General features: G+C 72.9%; 22 protein-coding genes. 7 read left to right on the top strand and 15 right to left on the bottom strand.

Features of this window, described 5'->3' with window-relative positions; genetic code table 11:
* The first annotated feature begins 41 nt into the window (after positions 1-41).
* A complete protein-coding gene (locus tag ACFRU2_RS30475; RefSeq protein ID WP_382978067.1) occupies positions 42-830 on the top strand; it encodes an aminoglycoside N(3)-acetyltransferase in 789 nt (262 codons plus the stop codon).
* An 8-nt stretch (positions 831-838) separates the two neighbouring features.
* On the opposite strand, the gene ACFRU2_RS30470 is transcribed toward ACFRU2_RS30475, so the two are convergent.
* Positions 839-2,080, bottom strand: a complete 1,242-nt coding sequence (locus tag ACFRU2_RS30470; RefSeq protein ID WP_382978065.1) for a serine hydrolase domain-containing protein — start codon at positions 2,078-2,080, stop codon at positions 839-841.
* Positions 2,081-2,232: 152 nt separating this feature from the next.
* Here ACFRU2_RS30470 and ACFRU2_RS30465 point away from each other — a divergent pair, with 152 nt between their 5' ends.
* Positions 2,233-3,009 carry a MerR family transcriptional regulator gene (locus ACFRU2_RS30465; RefSeq protein WP_382978063.1) on the top strand — a complete coding sequence of 259 codons (777 nt, stop codon included), beginning with the start codon at positions 2,233-2,235 and terminating at the stop codon, positions 3,007-3,009.
* On the opposite strand, the gene ACFRU2_RS30460 is transcribed toward ACFRU2_RS30465, so the two are convergent.
* Positions 3,003-3,647, bottom strand: coding sequence for a GNAT family N-acetyltransferase (locus ACFRU2_RS30460; RefSeq protein ID WP_382978061.1), 645 nt, complete (start codon positions 3,645-3,647; stop codon positions 3,003-3,005). The two genes, ACFRU2_RS30465 and ACFRU2_RS30460, sit on opposite strands and share 7 nt — an antisense overlap.
* 150 nt (positions 3,648-3,797) lie before the next feature.
* Here ACFRU2_RS30460 and ACFRU2_RS30455 point away from each other — a divergent pair, with 150 nt between their 5' ends.
* The 5 genes from ACFRU2_RS30455 to fabI all read left to right on the top strand — a co-directional run bounded on the left by ACFRU2_RS30455 (position 3,798) and on the right by fabI (position 9,257).
* Positions 3,798-4,598, top strand: coding sequence for an alpha/beta fold hydrolase (locus tag ACFRU2_RS30455; RefSeq protein WP_382978060.1), 801 nt, complete (start codon positions 3,798-3,800; stop codon positions 4,596-4,598).
* A gap of 152 nt (positions 4,599-4,750) precedes the next feature.
* Positions 4,751-7,006 (top strand): molybdopterin-dependent oxidoreductase, encoded by a 2,256-nt coding sequence (locus tag ACFRU2_RS30450; RefSeq protein ID WP_382978302.1) that lies wholly within the window; start codon positions 4,751-4,753, stop codon positions 7,004-7,006.
* Positions 7,007-7,129: 123 nt separating this feature from the next.
* Positions 7,130-7,654, top strand: coding sequence for an SgcJ/EcaC family oxidoreductase (locus tag ACFRU2_RS30445; protein ID WP_382978058.1), 525 nt, complete (start codon positions 7,130-7,132; stop codon positions 7,652-7,654).
* 63 nt (positions 7,655-7,717) lie between these two features.
* Positions 7,718-8,422, top strand: coding sequence for a 3-oxoacyl-ACP reductase FabG (gene fabG, locus ACFRU2_RS30440; RefSeq protein ID WP_382978300.1), 705 nt, complete (start codon positions 7,718-7,720; stop codon positions 8,420-8,422).
* A 4-nt stretch (positions 8,423-8,426) separates the two neighbouring features.
* The gene (gene fabI, locus ACFRU2_RS30435) at positions 8,427-9,257 is read left to right on the top strand and encodes an enoyl-ACP reductase FabI (protein ID WP_382978056.1); all 831 of its coding nucleotides are present in this window, start codon (positions 8,427-8,429) and stop codon (positions 9,255-9,257) included.
* 88 nt (positions 9,258-9,345) lie between these two features.
* Here the strand turns inward: fabI and ACFRU2_RS30430 are convergent, their stop codons facing one another.
* From ACFRU2_RS30430 to ACFRU2_RS30370, 13 genes are all read right to left on the bottom strand, one after another.
* Positions 9,346-10,134 (bottom strand): MBL fold metallo-hydrolase, encoded by a 789-nt coding sequence (locus ACFRU2_RS30430; RefSeq protein ID WP_382978054.1) that lies wholly within the window; start codon positions 10,132-10,134, stop codon positions 9,346-9,348.
* 65 nt (positions 10,135-10,199) lie between these two features.
* Positions 10,200-10,904, bottom strand: a complete 705-nt coding sequence (locus tag ACFRU2_RS30425; RefSeq protein WP_382978053.1) for a 4'-phosphopantetheinyl transferase family protein — start codon at positions 10,902-10,904, stop codon at positions 10,200-10,202.
* Positions 10,901-11,761: an aminoacyl--tRNA ligase-related protein gene (locus ACFRU2_RS30420; RefSeq protein ID WP_382978051.1), complete on the bottom strand. Its 861-nt coding sequence runs from the start codon at positions 11,759-11,761 to the stop codon at positions 10,901-10,903. Before ACFRU2_RS30420 ends, ACFRU2_RS30425 begins: the two co-directional genes overlap by 4 nt.
* Positions 11,754-11,993 carry an acyl carrier protein gene (locus ACFRU2_RS30415; protein ID WP_274553427.1) on the bottom strand — a complete coding sequence of 80 codons (240 nt, stop codon included), beginning with the start codon at positions 11,991-11,993 and terminating at the stop codon, positions 11,754-11,756. Before ACFRU2_RS30415 ends, ACFRU2_RS30420 begins: the two co-directional genes overlap by 8 nt.
* On the bottom strand, positions 11,990-12,880 hold the full coding sequence (locus tag ACFRU2_RS30410) for a diiron oxygenase (RefSeq protein WP_382978049.1): 891 nt from the start codon (positions 12,878-12,880) through the stop codon (positions 11,990-11,992). The genes ACFRU2_RS30415 and ACFRU2_RS30410 overlap by 4 nt, the downstream gene beginning before the upstream one ends.
* 17 nt (positions 12,881-12,897) lie before the next feature.
* Positions 12,898-13,989 (bottom strand): hypothetical protein, encoded by a 1,092-nt coding sequence (locus ACFRU2_RS30405; RefSeq protein ID WP_382978047.1) that lies wholly within the window; start codon positions 13,987-13,989, stop codon positions 12,898-12,900.
* Positions 13,986-15,614 carry an AMP-binding protein gene (locus tag ACFRU2_RS30400; RefSeq protein WP_382978044.1) on the bottom strand — a complete coding sequence of 543 codons (1,629 nt, stop codon included), beginning with the start codon at positions 15,612-15,614 and terminating at the stop codon, positions 13,986-13,988. Before ACFRU2_RS30400 ends, ACFRU2_RS30405 begins: the two co-directional genes overlap by 4 nt.
* On the bottom strand, positions 15,611-16,207 hold the full coding sequence (locus ACFRU2_RS30395; protein ID WP_382978042.1) for an L-2-amino-thiazoline-4-carboxylic acid hydrolase: 597 nt from the start codon (positions 16,205-16,207) through the stop codon (positions 15,611-15,613). Before ACFRU2_RS30395 ends, ACFRU2_RS30400 begins: the two co-directional genes overlap by 4 nt.
* A gap of 81 nt (positions 16,208-16,288) precedes the next feature.
* Complete coding sequence (locus ACFRU2_RS30390) at positions 16,289-17,554, bottom strand: beta-ketoacyl-[acyl-carrier-protein] synthase family protein (protein ID WP_382978040.1); 1,266 nt, start codon at positions 17,552-17,554, stop codon at positions 16,289-16,291.
* Positions 17,551-18,168, bottom strand: a complete 618-nt coding sequence (locus tag ACFRU2_RS30385; protein ID WP_382978039.1) for a hypothetical protein — start codon at positions 18,166-18,168, stop codon at positions 17,551-17,553. The genes ACFRU2_RS30390 and ACFRU2_RS30385 overlap by 4 nt, the downstream gene beginning before the upstream one ends.
* Complete coding sequence (locus ACFRU2_RS30380; protein WP_382978037.1) at positions 18,165-19,328, bottom strand: beta-ketoacyl-[acyl-carrier-protein] synthase family protein; 1,164 nt, start codon at positions 19,326-19,328, stop codon at positions 18,165-18,167. The genes ACFRU2_RS30385 and ACFRU2_RS30380 overlap by 4 nt, the downstream gene beginning before the upstream one ends.
* Entirely contained in the window at positions 19,325-19,582 is a 258-nt protein-coding gene (locus ACFRU2_RS30375; protein WP_250745326.1) for an acyl carrier protein, read from the bottom strand. Before ACFRU2_RS30375 ends, ACFRU2_RS30380 begins: the two co-directional genes overlap by 4 nt.
* Positions 19,579-19,851, bottom strand: a complete 273-nt coding sequence (locus ACFRU2_RS30370; protein ID WP_382978035.1) for an acyl carrier protein — start codon at positions 19,849-19,851, stop codon at positions 19,579-19,581. The genes ACFRU2_RS30375 and ACFRU2_RS30370 overlap by 4 nt, the downstream gene beginning before the upstream one ends.
* Between the last annotated feature and the right edge of the window lie 66 nt (positions 19,852-19,917).

Here is a 19,917-nt window from a genome sequence, read left to right as displayed (position 1 = left end):
GCGCGGGGGAGCGGGGCCCCCGACACTGACCCCTTGTGTCCATGAACCTTCAGGCCGGCCCCCTGTGTACGCGCGCTTCGCTCGCCGCCGAGCTGCGCGGGCTCGGTCTGCGCCCCGGTGAAACCCTCCTCGTGCACTCCTCCCTCAGCTCGCTCGGCTGGGTCTGCGGCGGCGCCGCCACGGTGGTCACGGCGCTGCTCGATGCCCTCGGGGACGCGGGGACCCTGGTGGTGCCGACGCATTCGGGCGACAACTCCGATCCGGCGCAGTGGTCGAACCCGCCGGTGCCCGAGGCCTGGTGGGTGGAGATCCGTGCCGCGATGCCGCCCTTCGACGCGCGCACCACGCCCACCCGCGGCATGGGCGCCGTCCCGGAAGCCGTCCGCACCTGGCCGGGCGCCGTCCGCAGCGGCCATCCGCAGACGTCCTTCGCCGCGCTGGGCCCGCGCGCCGCCACGCTCACGGACGGCCACGTGCCGGACTGCCGGCTCGGCGAGCGCAGCCCGCTCGCCCGGCTGGAGGAGGCCGGGGCGCGGATCCTGCTGCTGGGCGCGGGCTTCGACTCCTGCACGGCCTTCCACCTGGCCGAGTACCGGGTTGCGGGGCCGCTGGAGGACAACTCCTTCGCCCTCCTGACCCTGCAGGGCCGCCGCTGGACCACGGTCCGCGACACGGCGGTCTCCTCGGACGACTTCGAGGACCTGGGCGCGGCCTTCGAGAAGGACCGCCCGGTGGCGCGGGGCACGGTGGGCGGCGCGGAGGCCCGCCTGTTCGACCTGCCCGAGGCCGTCGCCTACGCCGAGGGCTGGCTGGCCGTGCACCGGCCGTGAGCTCGTCGTCAGTCGACGGCCTGGTAGAGGGTGGTCCAGAAGTCGCTCATGGCGCGCGCCGAATCCGGGGTGGACAGTCCGACCTGGGTGAGCAGGACTCCGGTGAGCTGATGCGTCCTGTCCGCGTAGGCGGAGGTGCCCGTACCGCCGAACCAGCCGAACTGGCCGGTCGGGGCGTAGTCGCCGCGATGGGTGCGCACCGCCATTCCGAAGCCCCAGCCGCCGTGCGAGCCCTGGCCGGACGACAGGTGGGCGACGTTGCCGAACATGGCTTCCCGGGCGGCCAGTTGCCCCGGCGTCAGACGGTTGGTGGTCATCAGCTCGACGGCGGCGCGGGACAGGATCCGTTCGCTCCCGTGCATCCCGTGGTTCAGCAGCATCCGGAAGTAGGCGTGGTAGTCGTCGGCGGTGGAGACCAGCCCGCCGCCGGCGCCCTGGAACGCGGGAGGCGCGCTCGCCCTTCCGCCCGCCGCCTCGTCCCACACGAGGAACTCGCCGCTCTGCGGGTCGGGTCCGTACAGGGGCGGCAGCCGGTCGATCTTGTGCGCGGGCGTGTGGAAGGCGGTGTCCTTCATGCCCAGCGGATCGAGGACGCGTTCGCGCAGGAACGACTCCAACGACCGGCCCGCGACCCTGGAGACGAGCACACCGACCACCTCGTTGCTGAGGTCGTACTGCCACCTCACCCCGGGCTGGTACTGCAGCGGCAGCTCGCCGAGGCGCCGCATCCACTCGTCCGGCTCGGGCGCCGGCCCGGATGCCACGCTGTAGTCGAGGCGCTCGAAGGTCGCGGCCCGGATCGGGGAAGCCATCGACTCGAAGTCCACTCCGAGCCCGAAGGTGGAGGTCAGCAGGTCCCGTACGGTGATCGGCCGGTGTGCCGGCACGGTGTCGTCCAGCGGTCCGTCGGGCCGCTTCAGCACCTGCCGGTCGGCGAGTTCGGGCAGCCACGGGTCCACCGGGTCGTCCAGCCGCAGCCGGCACTCGTCGAGCAGGACCATCGCCGCCGCCATCGTGACCGGCTTGGACGCGGACGCCATCCGGAAGATCGTGTCCCGGCGCATCGGCGAGCCACCGTCGTGGCGCATCGTCCCGATCGCTTCGACGTGCGTGTGGCCGCCGCGGCCGACCAGGGCGACGAGGCCGGGAATCTTCCGGGACTCGACGTGCCGTGCCAGCACCTCGCGCAGTCGGCGCAGCCCTGCGTCGGAGAAGCCGCCGGTGCTCGTCCCCGTGCTGTTGCTCGTCATGACGGATCCCCTGTTCACAGTGCCGGTTCCCACGGCGGCCCCGATGGCCGCCCGGCCCCTCGGAGGGGCCGTGATGAAAGCCTGCAACCTTGACCCAGGGTCAAGGTCAAGTCGCTGCCGGGCTATCCTCGCTCGGGAGGTGCGCCGAGCTGATGGCAGAGGGACTCACGATCGGCCAGGCGGCGGCGTTCGCCGGCGTCACGATCAAGACCGTGCGGCACTATCACCGGCTCGGTCTGCTCGCCGAGCCGGAACGCGACGGCTCCGGCTACCGCCGCTACCGATCGGGCGAACTGTTCCGGCTGGTCCAGGTCCGGACCCTGGCCGCGGCCGGTGTGCCGCTGGCCGAGATCGGCGACCTGCTCGACACCGATCCCGAGACGTTCGCCGCCACCCTGGACGACGTCCGCCACCAGCTCACCGAACGGATCGACGACCTGACCGCGCGCCGCGACAGGCTGCACCGGCTCACCCACGGCGACCGGGCCCTGCTGCCCGACCGGGCCTGCGCGGTCCTGGAACGACTCGACGCACTCGGCTTCGGCCCCGACTACGTGGCCGGTCAACGGGAAGCCCTGGTACTTGCCAAGGCACTGGTCCCGGAGATCTTCGACAGCTTCCTGACCCGGCTCGAACACGCGCTCCGCGACCCCGAGTCCGTCGAGCTGACCAAGCGCGGTTGGGAGGCGAGGTCCTGGGATCCCGGCGACCCGCGGATCGAGGAGCTGGCCTCCGCCCTGGCCGGCAAACTGCTGGCCGACCGCGCGCTGCTGGCCATGCCGACCGGGTTCGGCGACCGGTCCGACGACGCCTCCCGGTACGCCGTGGTCAATCACCACCGGGAGGACCAGTCACCGTCCATCGCCCGGCTGAACGCACTGGTCGAGGCGAACCTGCGCGCGGCGGGCATAGCCGTCCCGCGTCAGTGACAGGGCGAGGCCCGCCGCACCGACCCCGCGATCCGCGCCTCCAGCTCCGACCGGCAGTCGGGCCACTCCGCCGCGGTGATCGAGTACATCGCCGAGTCGCGGAGCAGGCCGTCCTCGCCCGGGGCCCATGAGCGGGACCAGTTGCGGAGCACGCCCTCGAAGCGTGCGCCGACCCTCTCGATCGCGGCGCGCGAACGGGCGTTGCGGGCATCCGTCTTCAGGTCGAGCCGGGCCACGCCCCAGTTCTCGAAGGCGTGCCGGAACAGCAGGTACTTGGCTTCGGTGTTCACCCCCGAGCCCTGGGCCGAAGCCGCGAGCCAGGTGTAGCCGACCTCGATCGCGTACAAGCCCTCCCCGGTCGTCGGCCGCGGCCGGGGGTCCCAGAAGGCGGTGGCCCCGACCGCCCGCCCCGACGCCCGCTCCACCTGCGCGTACGGGGCCAGTGTGCCCGTGTCGCGGCGGGCGAGCTGGGCGTCGATGTACGCCCCGACCCGGTCTGCGGTGGGCACCCACGTGAACCCGTAGGGGCTGCGGTCCTCTTCGGCCGCCACGGCCAGGTCCGCCGCGTGGCGGTGCTCCAGCGGCTCCAGGCGCACGAGTTCGCCGTCCAGGACCGGTCCATCGAGTACGAAGGTCATGGCCGCAGCGTTCCAGAGCCCTCCCCTCCGTGTCGCGCCAATTCGAAGGATCTATACAAGCGTATTGAACATTCGTCTTAGACGGTTGTATATTTCTGGTGCGGGGTCGGACCGGCACCCGCACCGACACCACAGCCAGGGGGAACCACCATGACGAACGCCACCGCCCAGCCCACCCGTTCCGCCCTGACCATCGACGGCCGTGCCCTGTCCTACCTGGACTTCGGCGGCGCCGGCCGCCCCCTCCTCGCCCTGCACGGCCACCTCTCCGAGGGCTCCTCCTTCGCCGCCCTGGCCGCCGCCCTCGGCCCCGAGTGGCGGGTGATCGCGCCCGACCAGCGCGGCCACGGTGACTCCGACCGCGCCGCGGAGTACACCCGCGCCGGCTACCTCGCCGACCTGGTCGCCCTCCTCGCCCACCTCGGGATCGACCGCACCGTCGTCCTCGGCCACTCCCTCGGCGGGATCAACGGCTACCACCTGGCCGCCGCACACCCGGAGCTGGTCGCGGCCCTCGTCGACGTCGACGCCCCCGCCGAGCTTCCCGACGACGGCACCAGCCCCCTGGGCTTCGTACGGAACTTCCCCTACGCCGCTGCGACCCGCGAGGAGCTCCTCGCCGGCTGCGGTCCGCTCGCCCCCGCCCTCGCCCCGGCGTTGCGCCCGCTGCCCGGGGGAGCCGGCTGGCGGCTGCCGTTCCACCCCCAGGACACCATCGACTCCGAGCACCTGGTCCACGGGGACCACTGGAAGCAGTGGCTCGCGACCGACTGCCCCGCGCTGCTGGTCCACGGCCTGCGCAGCCAGGTCGTGTCCGCCGAACTGGCCCGGGAGATGACCACCCGGCGCCCCGGCACCGTGTCCCGCGCCCTGGACACCGACCACTTCGTGCAGCTGGGCGACCCGGAGGGCTTCGCCGCGGCCGTCCGGGAGTTCCTCGCCGGCCTCTGACCCGCCGCGCCCTCCCGGCGCAGGCCCCTCCCGGCGCCGCGCCCCTCCCCGCGCCGGGCCGTCGGCTTCCACGGGCGATAGAACGCGGGACAGCCCGGGCCCCCGTGACTACACTGCGCGCAGTTGATCAAGTGGTGTGGGAGCGGCCGGTGTTGGAGCGAACAGCGACACGGGTGTGCCCGTTGTGCGAGGCGACGTGCGGATTGAGCATCACCCTGTCGGACGAGGTCGTCACCCGCGTCAAGGGGAACCGGGACGACGTCTTCAGCAAGGGGTACGTCTGCCCGAAGGGCGCCTCCCTGGGCCGCTTCGACAGCGACCCCGACCGGCTGACCGCCCCGCTGGTGCGCCGCCCCGACGGCGGCTTCGACGAGGTGGGCTGGGCCGAGGCCTTCGCCGCCGTCGAGCGCGGTCTGCGGGGGGTGAGCGAGCAGCACGGCAAGGACGCCGTGGCCCTCTACATGGGCAACCCGGTCATCCACACGCTGGCCCTGCCGCTCTACATGCTGGTCCTGCGCGAACGGCTCGGCACGCGGAACATCTACTCCTCCACCACCCTCGACACCATGCCCAAGAGCGTGGCCTGCGGATGGATGTACGGAGACCCGCTCGCCTTCCCGCTGCCGGACATCGACCGCACCGACCACCTGCTGGTCCTGGGCGCCAACCCCATGGAGTCCAACGGCAGCCTGTGGACCGTCGCCGACCTGCCGGGCCGCCTCAAGGCGCTGCGGGCGCGCGGCGGGCGCCTCGTCGTCGTCGACCCGCGCCGCACCCGCACCGCGGACCTCGCGGACGAACACGTCCCGATCCGCCCGGGCACCGACGCCCTGCTCCTGCTCGGCATCGCACACACGCTGTTCGACGAGGGCCTGGCGACCGACCCCGGCTCCGGCTTCGCCGGCTTCGACGAGCTGGCCGTCCAGGTCAAGGGGTTCGCCGCGGAAGACGTCGCGGACGCCTGCGGGGTCCCCCCGGGGACCATCCGCACGCTCGCGCGCGAACTGGCCGCGGCACCGACGGCCGCCGTGTACGGACGACTGGGCACCTGCACCACGGAGTTCGGCACGCTCACCAGCTGGCTGGTGGACGTGGTCAACATCATCACCGGGAACTTCGACCGCCCCGGCGGAGTGCTCTTCGGCGAGGCCCCGCACGCCACCCGCCGCCCCGCCGAGCCGTTCCGCACCGGACGCTGGCACAGCAGGGTCCGCGGACTGCCGGAAGCCAACGGCGAGCTTCCCACCGCGACCCTCGCGGACGAGATCGAGACCCCCGGCGAGGGGCAGGTACGGGCCCTGCTGTGCATCGCCGGGAACCTGGTCCTCGCCTCGCCGCAGGGCGAGCGGCTGGACCGGGCCCTGCCCGGCCTGGACTTCATGGTCTGCGTCGACCCCTACCTGAACGAGACCACCCGCCACGCGTCCGTCATCCTGCCGCCGCCGAGCGCCCTGGAATCACCCCACTACGACGTGGTCCTGGCCGGTCGCTCCGTCCGTCGCAACGCCCGCTTCTCGCCGCCCGTACGGGCCCTTGCGCCCGGGCGCCCCAGCGAGGCGGAGATCCTGGCCCGGCTGGTCCTCATCGCCTCGGGCAAGAGCGCGGACGGGGACCCGGACAGCGTGGACGAGGCGCTGACCGACCTGACCCTGAGGGCCGCCTCCGGCCGCCCGGGGGCGCCCCTGCACGGGCGCGAACCGGCCGCACTCAAGCGGGAACTGACCGGGGACAACGCACTGGAGCGGCGGCTCGACCTGATGCTCCGCCTGGGACCCGCCGGCGACCTGTTCGGCAAGCGCCCCGACGGCCTGAACCTGGCCCTGCTCAAGGAGACCCCGAACGGCATCGACCTCGGGCCGCTGCGGCCCCGCCGCAAGGAGGTCGTGATGACCGCCTCCGGCCTGGTGGAACTGTGCCCGCCCGCCATCACCGGGGACCTGCCGCGGCTCGACGCACGGATGCGGGAGCTGGACGGCGGCGGGTTCGTGCTCATCTCCCGCCGCCAGCTGAAGTCCGTCAACAGCTGGTCGCACAACATCGCGACCCTGTCCGGCGGGACCAACCGCTGCGCCCTGGAGATCAGCACGGGAGACGCCGAGCGCCTGGGCGTCACCGCCGGAGACCTGGTCCGAGTCCGGGGCCGGAGCGGCGAGGTGGTGGTGCCGGTGGAGCCCACCGACCGGCTGCGCGCGGGCGTACTGAGCCTCCCGTACGGCTGGGGGCACGGGCGCAAGGGCAGCCGACTGGCCCACGCGGCCACCCAGCCGGGGGTGAGCATGAACGCGCTCACCGACAGCTCGGTCGTCGACCCGCTCTCCGGCACGGCCGTCTTCAACGGGGTGCCCGTCCGCGTGGAGAAGGCGGAGACGGACGAAGCGGAAACGGGCGAAGCGGAAACGGAAAGGTGAATTCCGGACGATTCACATTCTGCATCATTTGAATTCCTGATCGCGCCGAGGGAAAACTTTTCAGACATCCCGAGCGTCCCTAGACTGGCCAAGAACTTCCGATCGCCAGTCAATGGAGATTTCGTGAGACTTGCCCGTCGCATTGCGATTCCCGCCGTTTCCCTGATGCTGCTCGCCGGAGTGGCCACCGCGGCGAACGCCGTCGAAGAGCCCGCACAGGATTCCCTGTTCGGTCCGGTGTGTTCGCCGACGCAGACCGCCATCACCGATGTCCCGCACCGGCTTTTCGCCGCATGGAACAACGGAGACGCTGCCGGAGTCGCCGCCCAGTTCACGACGGACGGGCACATGATTCCGAGCAACGGCGCCTACCTCACCAGCCGGACCGCGATCCAGTCCTTCTACCAGGGCGCCTTCGCCGGTCCCCTCGCCGGCACCCGGATGATCGGCAAGCCGCTCAGCGTGCGCTGCCTGTCCAGCTCCACGGCCGTGATCGACGGGCTCGGCGGGCTGCTCAAGCCCGGCGACACCTACACCGAGCCGGAGCAGGTGCCGATCGGCCAGCGCATCATCGTCTCCTGGACGGCGGTCCGCGTCGGGAACACCTACTACATGAAGGAATTCCAGAGCACCACCATTCAGGGCTGATCACCGAGCCGGCTGCTTCGATTGACCGACCCGCGAGGAAATCGAGAGGAACGGAGAGTTTCGTTGCCACGCACGGTGCTGGTCACGGGAGGAAACAGGGGAATCGGGTTGGCCATTGCCGAGGAATTCCTCGGACGTGGTGACCGGGTTGCCGTCACCTACCGGAGCGAACCACCGGACGGCAAGTTCCTCGCCGTTCGCTGCGATGTGTCCGACCCGGAACAGGTCGACGCCGCATTCACTGCGGTCGAGGCCGAACTCGGCCCGGTGGAGATTCTCGTATCCAATGCCGGCATCACCGAGGACCGGGCCATGCTGCGGATGCAGGAAGAGCAATTCTCCCGGGTCATCGACACCAATCTCACCGGCGGCTGGCGCTGTGCCCGGCGGGCCCTGCCCAAAATGCTGCGCGGCCGGTGGGGGCGGATCGTCTTCGTGTCCTCCGTCGCCGGACTGCGCGGGAACCAGGGCCAGGTCAACTACGCCGCCAGCAAGGCAGGCATGGTCGGCATGGCGCGCTCGCTCGCCCGCGAGGTCGCGACGTCCGGCATCACCGTGAACGTGGTGGCGCCCGGCCTGATCGAGACCGACATGACCGCCGCCCTGGCCGGAACCCGCAAGAGCACGCACCTGGCGGAGATCCCGGCGGGACGGGCGGGCCGACCCGAGGACGTGGCCGACACCGTGGCCTGGCTCACGGGGGAGCGGGCCGGCTACGTCACGGGCGCGGTCGTGCCCGTGGACGGCGGCTTGGGAATGGGGCACTGATCCCATGACCACGACGCCTCCCGTCACCGCGCCTCCCGTCACCGAGCTGCCCGTCACCGCGCCTCCCGCCACCGGCGGCCTGCTCGCCGGCAAGCGGCTCGTCATCACCGGAGTGATCACCGAACGGTCGATCGCGTTCGCGGCCGCCCGGATCGCCCAGCAACAGGGCGCCCGGATCGTCCTCACCGGATACGGCCGGCTGTCCCTGGTCGAACTGGTCTCCCGCCGGCTGCCCGAGAAGCCGCCGGTCGTGGAACTGGACGTGACCGATCCCGGGCACCTCTCCCGCCTCCCGGAGCTGGTGGGCGAGCACCTCGGCGGGGTCGACGGAGTACTGCACTCCATCGCCTTCGCCCCGCCGAGCTGCCTCGGCGGATTCCTCACCGCTCCCTGGGAGGACGTGTCCACCGCCGTCCACACCTCCGCCTACTCCTACGTCTCCCTCGCCAAGGCGCTGTTCCCGCTCATGGGCAGCGGCGGCTCGGTGGTCGGACTCACCTTCGACGCCACGAAGGCCTGGTCGGGCTACGACTGGATGGGCGTGGCCAAGGCCTCCCTGGAGTCCGCCAACCGCTACCTCGCGAGGGAGGCGGGCCCGCTCGGCATCAGGTCGAACCTGGTGGCGGCCGGCCCCCTGCGGACCACCGCCGGGAAGGCCATCCCGGGCCTGGCCCGCACCCAGGACGACTGGGCGGCGAAGGCACCGCTGGGCTGGAACATCACCGAGACGGAGTCCACGGCACGGGCCTGCGCCGCGCTGCTCTCCGACTGGTTCCCGGCGACCACGGGCGAGATCGTCCACGTCGACGGGGGACACCACGCGATGGGCGCCTGACCGCAGGACCGCAGGACCGCAGTACGAAGGGGTGGCGCCCCGGGCCGCACGCGCGGCCCGGGGCACCACCCCTTCCCCGCCCCGCGGGTCAGAGCGCGAAGCTGCTGCCCGCCTCGGGAACCACCAGGCGCTGGGCCGAACCCGCCTTCTCGAAGGCGGCGCTGACGGTGTCCTGACCCTCCGTGAAGTGCTGCCAGCCGTCCTGGTGCACGGCGAGCACCTTGCGGGCGCCCAGCAGCTCGGCCACCTCCACCGCCTGCTCGGAGGTCAGCGAGAGCAGCGTCGGGCCGAACGGGGCGAGCTGCGCCGCGCCCACGTGCAGCACCGCCAGGTCGACGCCGGCCCCGCCGAGGCGCTCCGCCAGGGCCTGCACCGGCTCCAGGGAGACGTTGTCGCCGCTGACGTACACGGTCGGCAGGCCCTCGCCGCTCAGCAGGAAGCCGGTGACGGCGCCGAGCATCGGCTCGGTCCCGGCCGGACCGTGCTGCGCCGGGACGGCCGTGACCACGAGGCGGCCGCCGTCCGGGCGCTCCAGTACGTGCTCGGCCCACGGCGCCAGCCCGGTGCCGCCGACGCGCTCCGCGGACTGCTCGGTGGTGAGCACCAGCGCGACCTCCTTGAGGAAGGCGCGCCCGGCCCCGTCGAGGTTGTCGGGGTGCTGGTCGTGCGACAGCAGGACGGCCGCGACCGGGCCCAGCTGGTCGGTGGTCAGCGCCGGGTCCGCCACCTTGTGCAGGGCGACCGGTCCGAGCTCGTAGGAGGAACCGGCGGCGTCGAAGGTCGGGTCCGTCACGAACCGCAGCCCGCCCAGGTCGATGACCACGGTGGGGCCGCCCACCGCGGTGACGGCGAGCTGTGCGGCGGTGTTCTCAGTCATGGAACTGCTCCTTGGAAAGTGCGACTCGAACGGTGGGATGGGAAAGAGAGGAGGGAGCGGGCCGGTCAGCCGGGTTCAACAACCACCAGGCCCCCGGTGAATCCCCGCGGCAGCCGCAGCGGTTGCCAGCGGTGGCCGACGTCCTGGTCCGGAGCCCCGGCCAGGGAGCGCACTCCGGTGCCCACGGCCTTCACGTACGCCTCCCGCCTGGTCCAGACGTCCAGCCACAGCAGGTCCCCGGCCAGGCCCGAGGCGAGGCCGAGGCGGGCGCGTTCGGCGGGGGAGAACAGCCGCCGGGCCAGCTCCCCGGCCCGGGGGACCGTACGGACCTCCTCGACGTCCACACCGATCCGGGTCCCGGGCGCGAGCCCGGTGCCCACGGCGACGGCGACCACACCGGCGGCGTGCGCGATGCTCACGTCCACCCCCGGGGCATCCGTCACCCACGGCCGTCCGGCCCGGTCCAGGGCCACGCCTACGCGGGCGGGCGGTCGCCCGAGCATCCGCCCCAGCACGCTGCGCAGCACGTACCGGGCCAGGACGAACTCGGCTCGGCCCAGCGGATCGGAGACGGCCTCGTAGCGGGCGCGTTCGTGCGGGGGCAGCGCGGCAGCCAGCTCCGCCACCGTGTCCGCCGGCAGACCGCGCCCGTCGGCCCACCAGGCGCGTACGCCACCGGGGCCCGCGGCGACCTGCCCGGCCGAGGCGATCCACCCCGCCGGGGCGGCCATGGTCGCCGCCGCCGCACCGTCCGATCCGCTCCGCGTCACGGCCGGCCGGCCGCCAGCACCCGGTCGGCCAGCTCGTCCTCGGTCAGGCCGAAGTGCGAGGTGAGCGCGCTGATCCAGCGCTCCAGGCCGAAGGCCACGCACCCGGTGAAGGCGGGCTCGCCGTCCGCGGTGCGGATCTCGCAGCGCTCGCCGAAGAAGTTGCGGTGGAAGTTGAGCGAGCCGATCGCCAGCGAACCGTCGAAGACGAACTCCTCCTTCACCGGGAAGAGCTGGGCCATCAGCGCGCGTCCCGCACTCGCGTCGAAGAACGGGTCGGAGGCGGCCTCGATCTCCACCGGCAGCCCGAGCTCCGACAGGTAGCCCGTGATCTTCTTCCGGAACAGCTCCAGGTGGGCCAGGACCTCGTCCTTGGTGCCGACGCACACGATCTCCCGCATGCTGAAGCCCAGCAGCCGGCGCAGCGCGTCGTAGTGCGTCTCGCGGCGGAAGCAGGTGGCCACGGTGGTCACCTTGTGGGGACCTTCCGTCAGCGTGCGACCCGCCAGATCGAGGTAGACGTTGTAGCAGGCCGCCGAAGGCAGCGCGTACGAGGCCTCGGTGAGGTGCCCCGCAGGCAGGGATGCCTCTCGCGGGCCGCCCGTCGCGTACTCCGGAGCGGCCTCCTCCGTCAGGGCCGCTCCCAGGATCGCCAGCTGCGGGAAGTTCTGGAAGTAGTCCAGCCGGTGCAGGTCCTCGACCCGCATCAGGGGCGGGTACTGCACCGCGTCGGCGCCGACCTCGGCCGCCCAGCCGGTGAACACGCCTTCCAGCGTGGCCCGGAGCCTCAGCGCACCCGGCCCGAGGGTGGCGAGACCGCCGCGGGTGGAAGGGGTACGGCCTGCCTCCGGACTACTCATTGAAGAACCTCTTTCGAATCGAGTTGATCGTACGAAAATCCGACGGGGTGACGTTCTCCATCAAGATCTCTTCACCCGTCTGCTCCTCCAGCACGTAGAGGAAGTTGACGAAGCCGAGGGAGTCGAGGATCCGGTTCTCGACCAGGTCGAGGTCCGGATCGATCGAGGTCAGGTCCGGCCGCTTGGTCAGCAGGTACTGGATCACGGCGTCGAAGCCGGTCACGGTGCTCATGAGCGCGGCAGAACGTCGTCGGTGAAGATGCCCTCGTTCACGAGGAAGCTCATCGAGCGCTTGAGCATCTTGCGCTCCAGCTCGTGGAAGGCCGGGTCGGCCAGCACCTCGTTGCGCACCTGGTAGGGGTTCGGGATGCCCGCGTCCTTGAAGGCCGCCGGGTTCACCAGCCCGTCCACGGACTTGCGCAGGTACCGCTTGAGGTACAGCTCCAGCTCGGCCAGCTCCTCCGTGCTCAGCTTCTCCCGCAGCTGGCGGTGCAGGTGCGAGACGATCTGCCGGCCGAAGGCGACGTGCCGGGACTCGTCCTGGTGGTGGATCGCGTTGATCTTGCGGATCGTGGGGTGCAGCCGGTCGTCGTCGCCCATCTTCTTGTTGAAGAAGTCGACGACCTCTTCGAAGAGCAGGAGTCGCGCGAAGACGAGGAAGTGGGCGGACTCGCCCTCGGACTTCATCTCCAGCTGGACGCCCTTGTCCGGGTAGACCTTGCCGCCGTAGAGCAGGCAGAACCGGGCGAAGAACCACATGTGCGAGTTCTCCTCGCCGATCATGTGGTGGAAGTACTCGGAGGAGAGGGCGAAGTCCTTCGTGTGGATCCGCGCGATGATCTCGGTGATCAGCTCACGGATGCCGTCGACGTTCAGGCTGTAGAAGTTGACGCTCTCCCACTTGCTGATCGCCCACTTCTGCTCCTCGGTGAACGACTCGGCCACCTTGGTCCCGTGGATGGACAGCAGCTCCGGGGACATCCAGTACTGGTCCTCGGGCAGCGTCTCGGGCCAGTCGAACATCGTGTACGGGTCGTAGTGGTCGCGCTCGGACATCGACACGAGCCGGTCGAGTATGGACTGCAACTGCGCGTCGGCCTGCAGCACGGGCGTGCTCATCGGATCCTTTTCCCCTCTCAGTTGCCGGAGCCGTTGGCGGCCACGGCGCTCTCGCGCGGAGCGGGCTGCTCCGCCGAGAGCTGGATGTCGGTCTGGTGGCGCGGGTGGGCGAACAGGCCGCCGCGGCGGTACCCGTTCACCGGCTCGTCCGCATGGTGTTCGGTGGGCAGCAGCCGGTTCAGCAGGGAGCCGGTGAAGGCTTGCGCGATGTCCGGGTGCGGGGCCTCGGCGTGGTGGTCGGCCAGGATGACGAAGGCCGGGTCCACGTTCTTGACCAGGCCGTCCTCGTCCACGACCTCCAGCCAGGAATGGGCGAGGTCGAGCATCCCCATGATCCAGCCGCGCCGGGTACGGGCCTCGAAGCCGGCCTCCCGGCACCGCTCGGCCAGCTCCAGGCAGACGGAGATGCACGGGGCGTAGCCCTGGGCCAGCACCTCGTCCTTGCGCCACTGGAGTTCCTCGGGCATCCGGCCCCAGCGGAACCGGTCGGGGCCGTACGAGGTCACGATCGCGCGCAGCTTCTCCGAGACGATCTCCCGCCGCTCCCCGGAGGTGACGAGCACCCCGGAGGCGGTGAGCCCGGCCGTGCCGCTCGCGGTGATGTCCTTCTCCCCGAGCGAGGCCCCCTCGGGCCCGATCGACAGGGACTCCGTCCAGCCGCCGCTCAGCTCCGGGTGGGGCGTGGCCAGGTTCCAGTCGGTGCGCTCCGGTTCGCCCTGGCCGTGGGCGGCCGGCGGGGTCAGCGCGACGGAGTAGTTCCAGCGCTGGGGCCGGAACAGCGCCTCGGGATCGGCGTGCATCCAGCGCAGGGCGTAGCGCATCGTCTTCTCGGGCACGGAGGTCCCGGAGCCGGAGTAGAGCGCGAGGTTCACCAGGTCGAAGCGGTCGAAGCGCTCGGCCCCCGGTGTCCCGCCGTGCGGCAGGCCCGCGCGCAGCAGCTCGTCGAGGATCTCCGGCCCGCACTGGAGCAGTTCGAGCGCGGCGTCCCGCTCCACCCACTCGTCGCGCAGCTCCGGCGGGATCACCAGCAGGTCGCGGAGGGATTCGAGCCAGCCCTCCAGGCCCCGCGGCGCGGCGGGGCGGGTCCACGGTTTGGCTTCGATGTTCATCCGTTGCTCCCGGAGGACGTCAGGCTTGTCAGGTTCGGCGGGTCCATGGGCGAGAAGCGGGCCCGCAGCGCCGCCTTGTCGGGCTTTCCGTACGAGGCCGTGGGGATGTCCGTGACGAACTCGAACCGTCCGGGCACGTGCGCCGCGCCCAGGGCGCCGCGCACCGAGGCGCGCAGTTCCTCCACGAGGCCGGGCCGCTCGTCTGTGCCGGCGACGCAGACGGCGACCAGGGCCTCGCCCGTGCGCGGGTCGGGCACCCCTATGACGGCGGCGCGCCGGATGTCCGGATGGGCCGTCAGCACGTTCTCGACGGCCTGCGGATAGCAGTTGGTCCCGTCCACGATGACCAGGTCCTTGGCCCGCCCGGTCAGGTACAGGTAGCCGTCCTCGTCGATCACCCCGAGGTCCCCCGTGCTCAGCCAGCCCTCCCGCAGCACCTCTCCGCTCAGGTCGGGCCGCTGCCAGTAGCCCGCCATCACGGTGGGCCCGGACACCTCGACCGCTCCTTCCGTACGGGGCCCCAGCGCGCGGCCGTCCCCGCCCGTGACCCGGAGGGACACCCCGGGCACCGCGCGGCCGACCGAGCCGAACAGTTCGGGCCGGGACGCGGCGGCCGCCGCGTGGTCCTCGGGACCCAGGCTGGTGATCGCGATGGCCTCGGTCAGGGCGTAGCTCTGCCGCAGCCGGGGTCCGAGGCTGCGCACAGCCTGGGCGAGCCGGTGCGGGGTCACGGGCGCGCTGCCGTAGGTCACGGCCGCGAGCCCCGAGAGGTCGGTGTCCGCCAGACCGGGGTGGTCCAGCAGCCGGTACAGGTACGGCGGGTAGAGGTACGTGGTGACCGGCCGGTGCTCGGCGGAGGCCTCGGCGATGCGCACCAGGAGCGCCTCCGGGTCGAACTCGTCGAACAGCTCGACGCTCACGTGGTGGCGCAGCAGGCCGCAGGCGATCGCACCGGCGGCGTGCGCCATCGGGGTCATGGCCAGGAACCGCAGCCCCGGCGGCGGGGCCGCGCCCGCCCAGGCGCCGGCGGCCGCGGTCAGCGCGCCGAAGGTGTAGACGACGCCCTTGGGCAGGCCGGTGGTGCCGCCGGTGTACAGCACCCGGGCGACGTCGTCCTCCCGGGCCGCCACCGGCAGCGGGGCGTCCGACTCGGCGGCGGCCGCCGCGAGCAGGTCGGTCACGTCCAGGTCCAGGACGGGGCCCAGGCCGAACAGCCGCTTCACCCCGGCGGCGCGGGCGAGTTCGGCCATCCGCGGCCCGGGCAGGATCGGCCCGGCGCAGGCGAGGATCACGGCCGCGGGGGCGGCGTCGCGCAGGATGTGCGCGGCGACCTGCTCGCCGCCGGCCGCGTACACCGGGGTGTAGCTGATGCCGAGCAGGTGCGCGGCCAGGCCCACCGCCGACATCTCGATCGGGTTGGCGGCCAGCAGTACGAGCCGGTCCCCGCGGCCCAGGCCCGCGTCCCGCAGGACCCGGGCCGTCCGGTAGGCCAGGGACAGCAGCTCGGCGAAGGTCATGGACCGCTCGCCGTGGATCAGGGCGATGCCCTCGCCGCGGGCGGCGAACTGCTCGATGGCGCTGGTGACGTACGCGGCGGGGGCGCCGCCGGAGTCGGGCGTGGTCACGGGGTCTCCTTCCCGGGGACGGTGGCGGCAGTGGCAGCGCTGGCAGTGGTGGCGGCATCGGGGGCGGCGGTCGCGCCGGACGCCGTGCTCGTACGGAAGCGGCAGGCGGAGCCGCCGGTGCGCAGGCACTCCACGCGGTGGTCGCTGACCTCCGTCTTCAGCCCCTCGAACCAGCCCGCCCGCATCTGCGGGCACGGACACTCGTAGCCCTCCAGCGTCCCGGCGCGCGCGAGCATCTCCAGGGCGAAGTTGCGGGTGACCGCCGTCTCGAAGGACTCCTCGCCGGTGACCTTGTTGGAGGCCTCCACGGCGTCCCCCGTCATCAGCTCCGAGATGCCGGTCAGCGCGGTGGCCAGCTCGGCGGCGGAGAGCCCCGGGCCCAGCCCCTCATCCCGTGCGTAGGCGGAGGCGATCCGGCGGGTGACGAACTGCATCGCCTCCGCGTTGACCTCGTTCGCCGCGTCCTGGCCGAACCGCCGCGCGACCCCCTGGTACCAGCGGGCGTCGTGCAGCCACCAGAACTGGCGCAGCAGGTCGGCGGAGGGCTCGCCGGGGCCCGCCGGTCCGGGTGCCTGGGAGGCGGAACTGGTCACGGTGTCCTCGTCCTTCGGGTGGGAGCGGGTGGGAGCGGGTGGGGGTGCGGTCGGTCCTGCGGTGCCGGGTCCTGCGCCGGGTCAGACCGCCTCCGGGGCCCTGCCGAGCACGAGGCTCACGTTGTGGCCGCCGAAGGCGAAGGAGTTGGACACCGCGGCCTCGGGCGCCGCCGCGCGGGGCGCGCCGCGGACGTGGTCGAGTGCGCAGGCCGGGTCCGGCCGGTCGAGGTTGGCCGTCGCCGGCAGGCTCCGGTGGTGCAGGGCGAGTACGGTCGCCGCCGCCTCCACCGCGCCCGCCGCGCCCAGGAGGTGGCCGATGGCGCCCTTCACCGAGCTGACCGGCGGCCCGTCCTCGCCGAACACCGAGCGGACGGCCCGCGCCTCGGCCAGGTCGCCCACCTTGGTGCCGGTCCCGTGGGCGTTGACGTAGCCGATGTCCCGGGGGGCCAGCCCCGCGTCCGCCAGCGCACGCCGCATGGCGTCCGCCGCGCCCTCGCCGTCGGGCCGGGGCGAGGTCGGGTGGTGGGCGTCGCTGGTCGCGCCCCAGCCCAGGACCCGCCCGTAGGCGTGCGCCGAGCGGGCGCGGGCGTGGGCGGCCCGCTCCAGGACGAGGATCCCGGCGCCCTCGGCGAGGACGAAACCGCTCCGGTCCAGGTCGAACGGGCGGCTGGCCGCCGCCGGATCGCCCGTCCCGGCGCGGGCCAGCGCGCGGGCGTTGCCGAAGGAGGTGGCCACGGAAGGGGCGAGCGCGGTGTCGGTGCCCCCGCAGATCACCACGTCCGCGGTGCCCTCGCGGATCAGTCGCAGTCCCTCGGCCACCGACATCGCCCCCGCCGCGCAGGCCGTGGCGATGGAGCTGCTGAGCCCGCGGACGCCGTGGCGGATGGCGATGCGGGCCGCCGCCATGTTGGGCAGCATGCCGGGGAGGAGGTACGGGCTGACCGCGGCCCGGCCCCGCGAGGCGCGGGCCACGGCCTGCTCCTCGTACGTCGCGAGCCCGCCGGCGCCGGTGGAGACCACCACCGCCACCCGGTCCGCCGCCACGTCCTGGCCCACCGTCAGCTTGGCGTCGCCGAGCGCCTCGTCGGCGGCGGCCAGCGCCATGAGCACGAACCGGTCGACCGAGCGCGCCTCGGTGCGCGGCAGCAGGTCCAGGGCGGAGATCTCGGGGGCCACCCCGGCCACGTCGGCGCCGGTCGCGGCCCAGGCCTCGCCCTCCAGCCGGCGCAGCCCGGAGCGCTGTGCCGCGAGCCCGTCCACGAAGGCCGGTACGCCGATCCCGAGCGGGGTGACCAGTCCGATCCCGGTGACCCAGACGTCGTACTGCTCCCGGAGCCCGCTCCTCACGACTCCTCCCCGGCGGACGGCGCCGCGGGCCGTACGAGCAGGGCGCGGGCGTTCGCGGGCGCGCCGTCCGGGCCGGCCTGCTCCACGAGCAGCACCAGCGCCTCGTCGGCGTCGCCCCCGTCGACCAGGAAGCGGGTGACGTCCAGGGCCTCGCCCAGCGGATCGGCGGTCGCCGCGTCGGGGCTGAAGCAGATCACCGGGCCGGTCAGCCCCCAGCGCTTGGCGATGTGACCGACCACCGCGTTGGGCACGGACTGGAAGAACAGCAGGGGCGCCGCGGGCCGGCCGGCGTCCACGGCGACCGCGGTCGCCGTGTGCGTCTCCAGGTCGCCGCCCCGGGAGGCCAGCACGACCGCCGTGCGCCCGGCCCGTCGTACGAGCTCTGCCGCGCCGGGACCGGCCGGCTCCGCGCCGGGCTCCGCCGCGCCCGGAGCCCCGTACACCTGCTCCAGGCAGCGGTCGGCGGCGGCCGAGGCCATCGGGCTGAAGGAGGAGACGGCGAAACCGGCCAGCGGAACCGGCAGTTCGGGGTCGCCCGGGGCGGGCCAGACGCCCTCCGCGAGGACCTCCACGGCAGCCGCGTACTCAGGGGAAAGGGTGGGGGACAGGGTCATGGCGCGCTCACCACCAATGCGGTGTTGGCCCCGCCGAAAGCGGCGTTCAGGCTGAGGACGTGCCGGGGGGAGACCCGGCGGGGCGAGCCGAGGACCAGGTCCAGGCGGCAGTCGTCGTCGGGCCCCAAGTGGTTTGCGTTCACGGGGAGTTCCCCGCTGCGCAGGACCAGCAGGGTGACGGCGAGCTCGAGCATTCCGGACGCCTCCAGGGAGTGCCCGTGCAGGGACTTCGTGGAGCTCACCGGGATGCCGTCGACCGCGTCTCTGAGGGCGAGGCGCAGGGCGGCGCTCTCCGAGGAGTCGTTGGCGGGCGTGCCGGTGCCGTGGGCGTTGACGTAGTCGATGTCCGCGGGCGCCAGCCCGGCCCGGTCCAGCGCGGCGCCGATGGCCCGCGCCATCCCCAGGCCCTCGGGGTGCGGCCGGCACACGTGGTGGGCGTCGCCGGCCAGGCCCCAGCCGGACAGCACCGCGAGCGGCCGGGCACCGCGCGCGGCGGCTGCCTGCGCGGATTCCAGGACCACCGCGCCGACGCCGTCACCGAGCAGCAGGCCCTTGCGGCCGGAGCTGAAGGAGCGCAGGACGCCGTCCGGGGAGAGCGCCCGGCCGGCGGAGAACAGCGCGAAGTTGTCCTCGTCCACGAGGTAGCCCGCGGAGACGACCACGCGGTCCTCCCGGCCCGTGCGGATCCGTACGGCCGCCTCCGAGACCGCCGTACTGGCGGCGACACAGGCGTTGGTGTAGGTCCGGGCCGCGCCGAGCAGCCCGCAGGCCCGCGCCAGGGCGGCCGCGGTGTCCGAGATCGCCGACTTGCCCTGGACGGCCAGCGGCCCGCGGGCCACGGCCGGATCGGCGTGCCGGCCCAGCAGGAGCGGAGCCTGCGCCCGCTCCGCCGACGACAGACCGGCCTGCTCGCAGGCCTCCTCCACGACCCGGCGCAGCTCCTCGTCCAGGTCGGGCGAGCCCGGCAGTACGGCGGCGACACCGGTGCGGTACCGGTCCGTGGCGAACCGCCCGACCGGTCCGAACGCGGCCCGGGAGGCGGCCAGTCCCCGCCCGAGGGCCTCTTCGCCGCGGCCGAAGGCGCTGGTGACGCCGAGCCCGGTGATGACGACCGTCCGGTCCGTCCGGTCACCCCGGTCCGCCAGGTCCGCGCCGGTCACGAACCGCTCCCGCCCGGCACGGGGGCGGCCAGGGCGCCGGCCAGCACCGCGACGGCGCCGTCGACCGTGTCCATGGCCTCCAGCTCCTCGTCGAGGTCGATCCGGATGCCGTACCGCTCCTCGACCACGTGCACCAGCCAGGCCAGCTGCAGGGAGTCGATCCGCTCGCCCACGTCGCCCGGGGCGCACTCGTCGTGCTGGGCCAGCAGGGCGATCACCTCCGGACGGCCGGGGGCGGGGGACCGGCCGCTCACGCCGAGCCAGCCTGGGCCGTGACCTGGATCCGGCGCTGCTCGACCTGGGCGACGAACTCGCCGATGGTCAGGGTCTGCAGGCCCTCGACGTCCTCGTCGGAGAACTTGACCCCGTACTCCTCCTCGACCTGCATGACGAGTTCGGCGGTGGTGAGCGACTCCAGCTCCAGGCCGTCGTCGCCGATGGGGGTGGCGTCCGTGACCCCGGCCGTGTCGAGGTTCATGGTTTCGAGGGTGTTCACTACGAAGGCGCGCACAGGGGTGCTCATGAACTGGCTCCTTGTATCAGTGTTCGCATGTGTGTTCAGGACGTGTCTGGGCACCGGGGACGAGTG

Origin of the sequence: Streptomyces sp. NPDC056883 (assembly GCF_042788835.1) — a bacterium.
GTDB classification, from domain to species: Bacteria; Actinomycetota; Actinomycetes; order Streptomycetales; family Streptomycetaceae; genus Streptomyces; species Streptomyces stoeckheimensis.
Note: the sequence above shows the minus strand (reverse complement) of the source record. Positions and strands in the feature narration are given on the sequence as shown.

Bases quoted from the DNA above. Each gene is read 5' to 3' on its own strand.
- ACFRU2_RS30475 (WP_382978067.1), top strand. From the start codon at position 42: ATGAACCTTCAGGCCGGCCCCCTGTGTACGCGCGCTTCGCTCGCCGCC.
- ACFRU2_RS30470 (WP_382978065.1), bottom strand. From the start codon at position 2,080: ATGACGAGCAACAGCACGGGGACGAGCACCGGCGGCTTCTCCGACGCA.
- ACFRU2_RS30465 (WP_382978063.1), top strand. From the start codon at position 2,233: ATGGCAGAGGGACTCACGATCGGCCAGGCGGCGGCGTTCGCCGGCGTC.
- ACFRU2_RS30460 (WP_382978061.1), bottom strand. From the start codon at position 3,647: ATGACCTTCGTACTCGATGGACCGGTCCTGGACGGCGAACTCGTGCGC.
- ACFRU2_RS30455 (WP_382978060.1), top strand. From the start codon at position 3,798: ATGACGAACGCCACCGCCCAGCCCACCCGTTCCGCCCTGACCATCGAC.
- fabI (WP_382978056.1), top strand. From the start codon at position 8,427: ATGACCACGACGCCTCCCGTCACCGCGCCTCCCGTCACCGAGCTGCCC.
- ACFRU2_RS30430 (WP_382978054.1), bottom strand. From the start codon at position 10,134: ATGACTGAGAACACCGCCGCACAGCTCGCCGTCACCGCGGTGGGCGGC.
- ACFRU2_RS30420 (WP_382978051.1), bottom strand. From the start codon at position 11,761: ATGAGTAGTCCGGAGGCAGGCCGTACCCCTTCCACCCGCGGCGGTCTC.
- ACFRU2_RS30415 (WP_274553427.1), bottom strand. From the start codon at position 11,993: ATGAGCACCGTGACCGGCTTCGACGCCGTGATCCAGTACCTGCTGACC.
- ACFRU2_RS30410 (WP_382978049.1), bottom strand. From the start codon at position 12,880: ATGAGCACGCCCGTGCTGCAGGCCGACGCGCAGTTGCAGTCCATACTC.
- ACFRU2_RS30405 (WP_382978047.1), bottom strand. From the start codon at position 13,989: ATGAACATCGAAGCCAAACCGTGGACCCGCCCCGCCGCGCCGCGGGGC.
- ACFRU2_RS30385 (WP_382978039.1), bottom strand. From the start codon at position 18,168: ATGACCCTGTCCCCCACCCTTTCCCCTGAGTACGCGGCTGCCGTGGAG.
- ACFRU2_RS30370 (WP_382978035.1), bottom strand. From the start codon at position 19,851: ATGAGCACCCCTGTGCGCGCCTTCGTAGTGAACACCCTCGAAACCATG.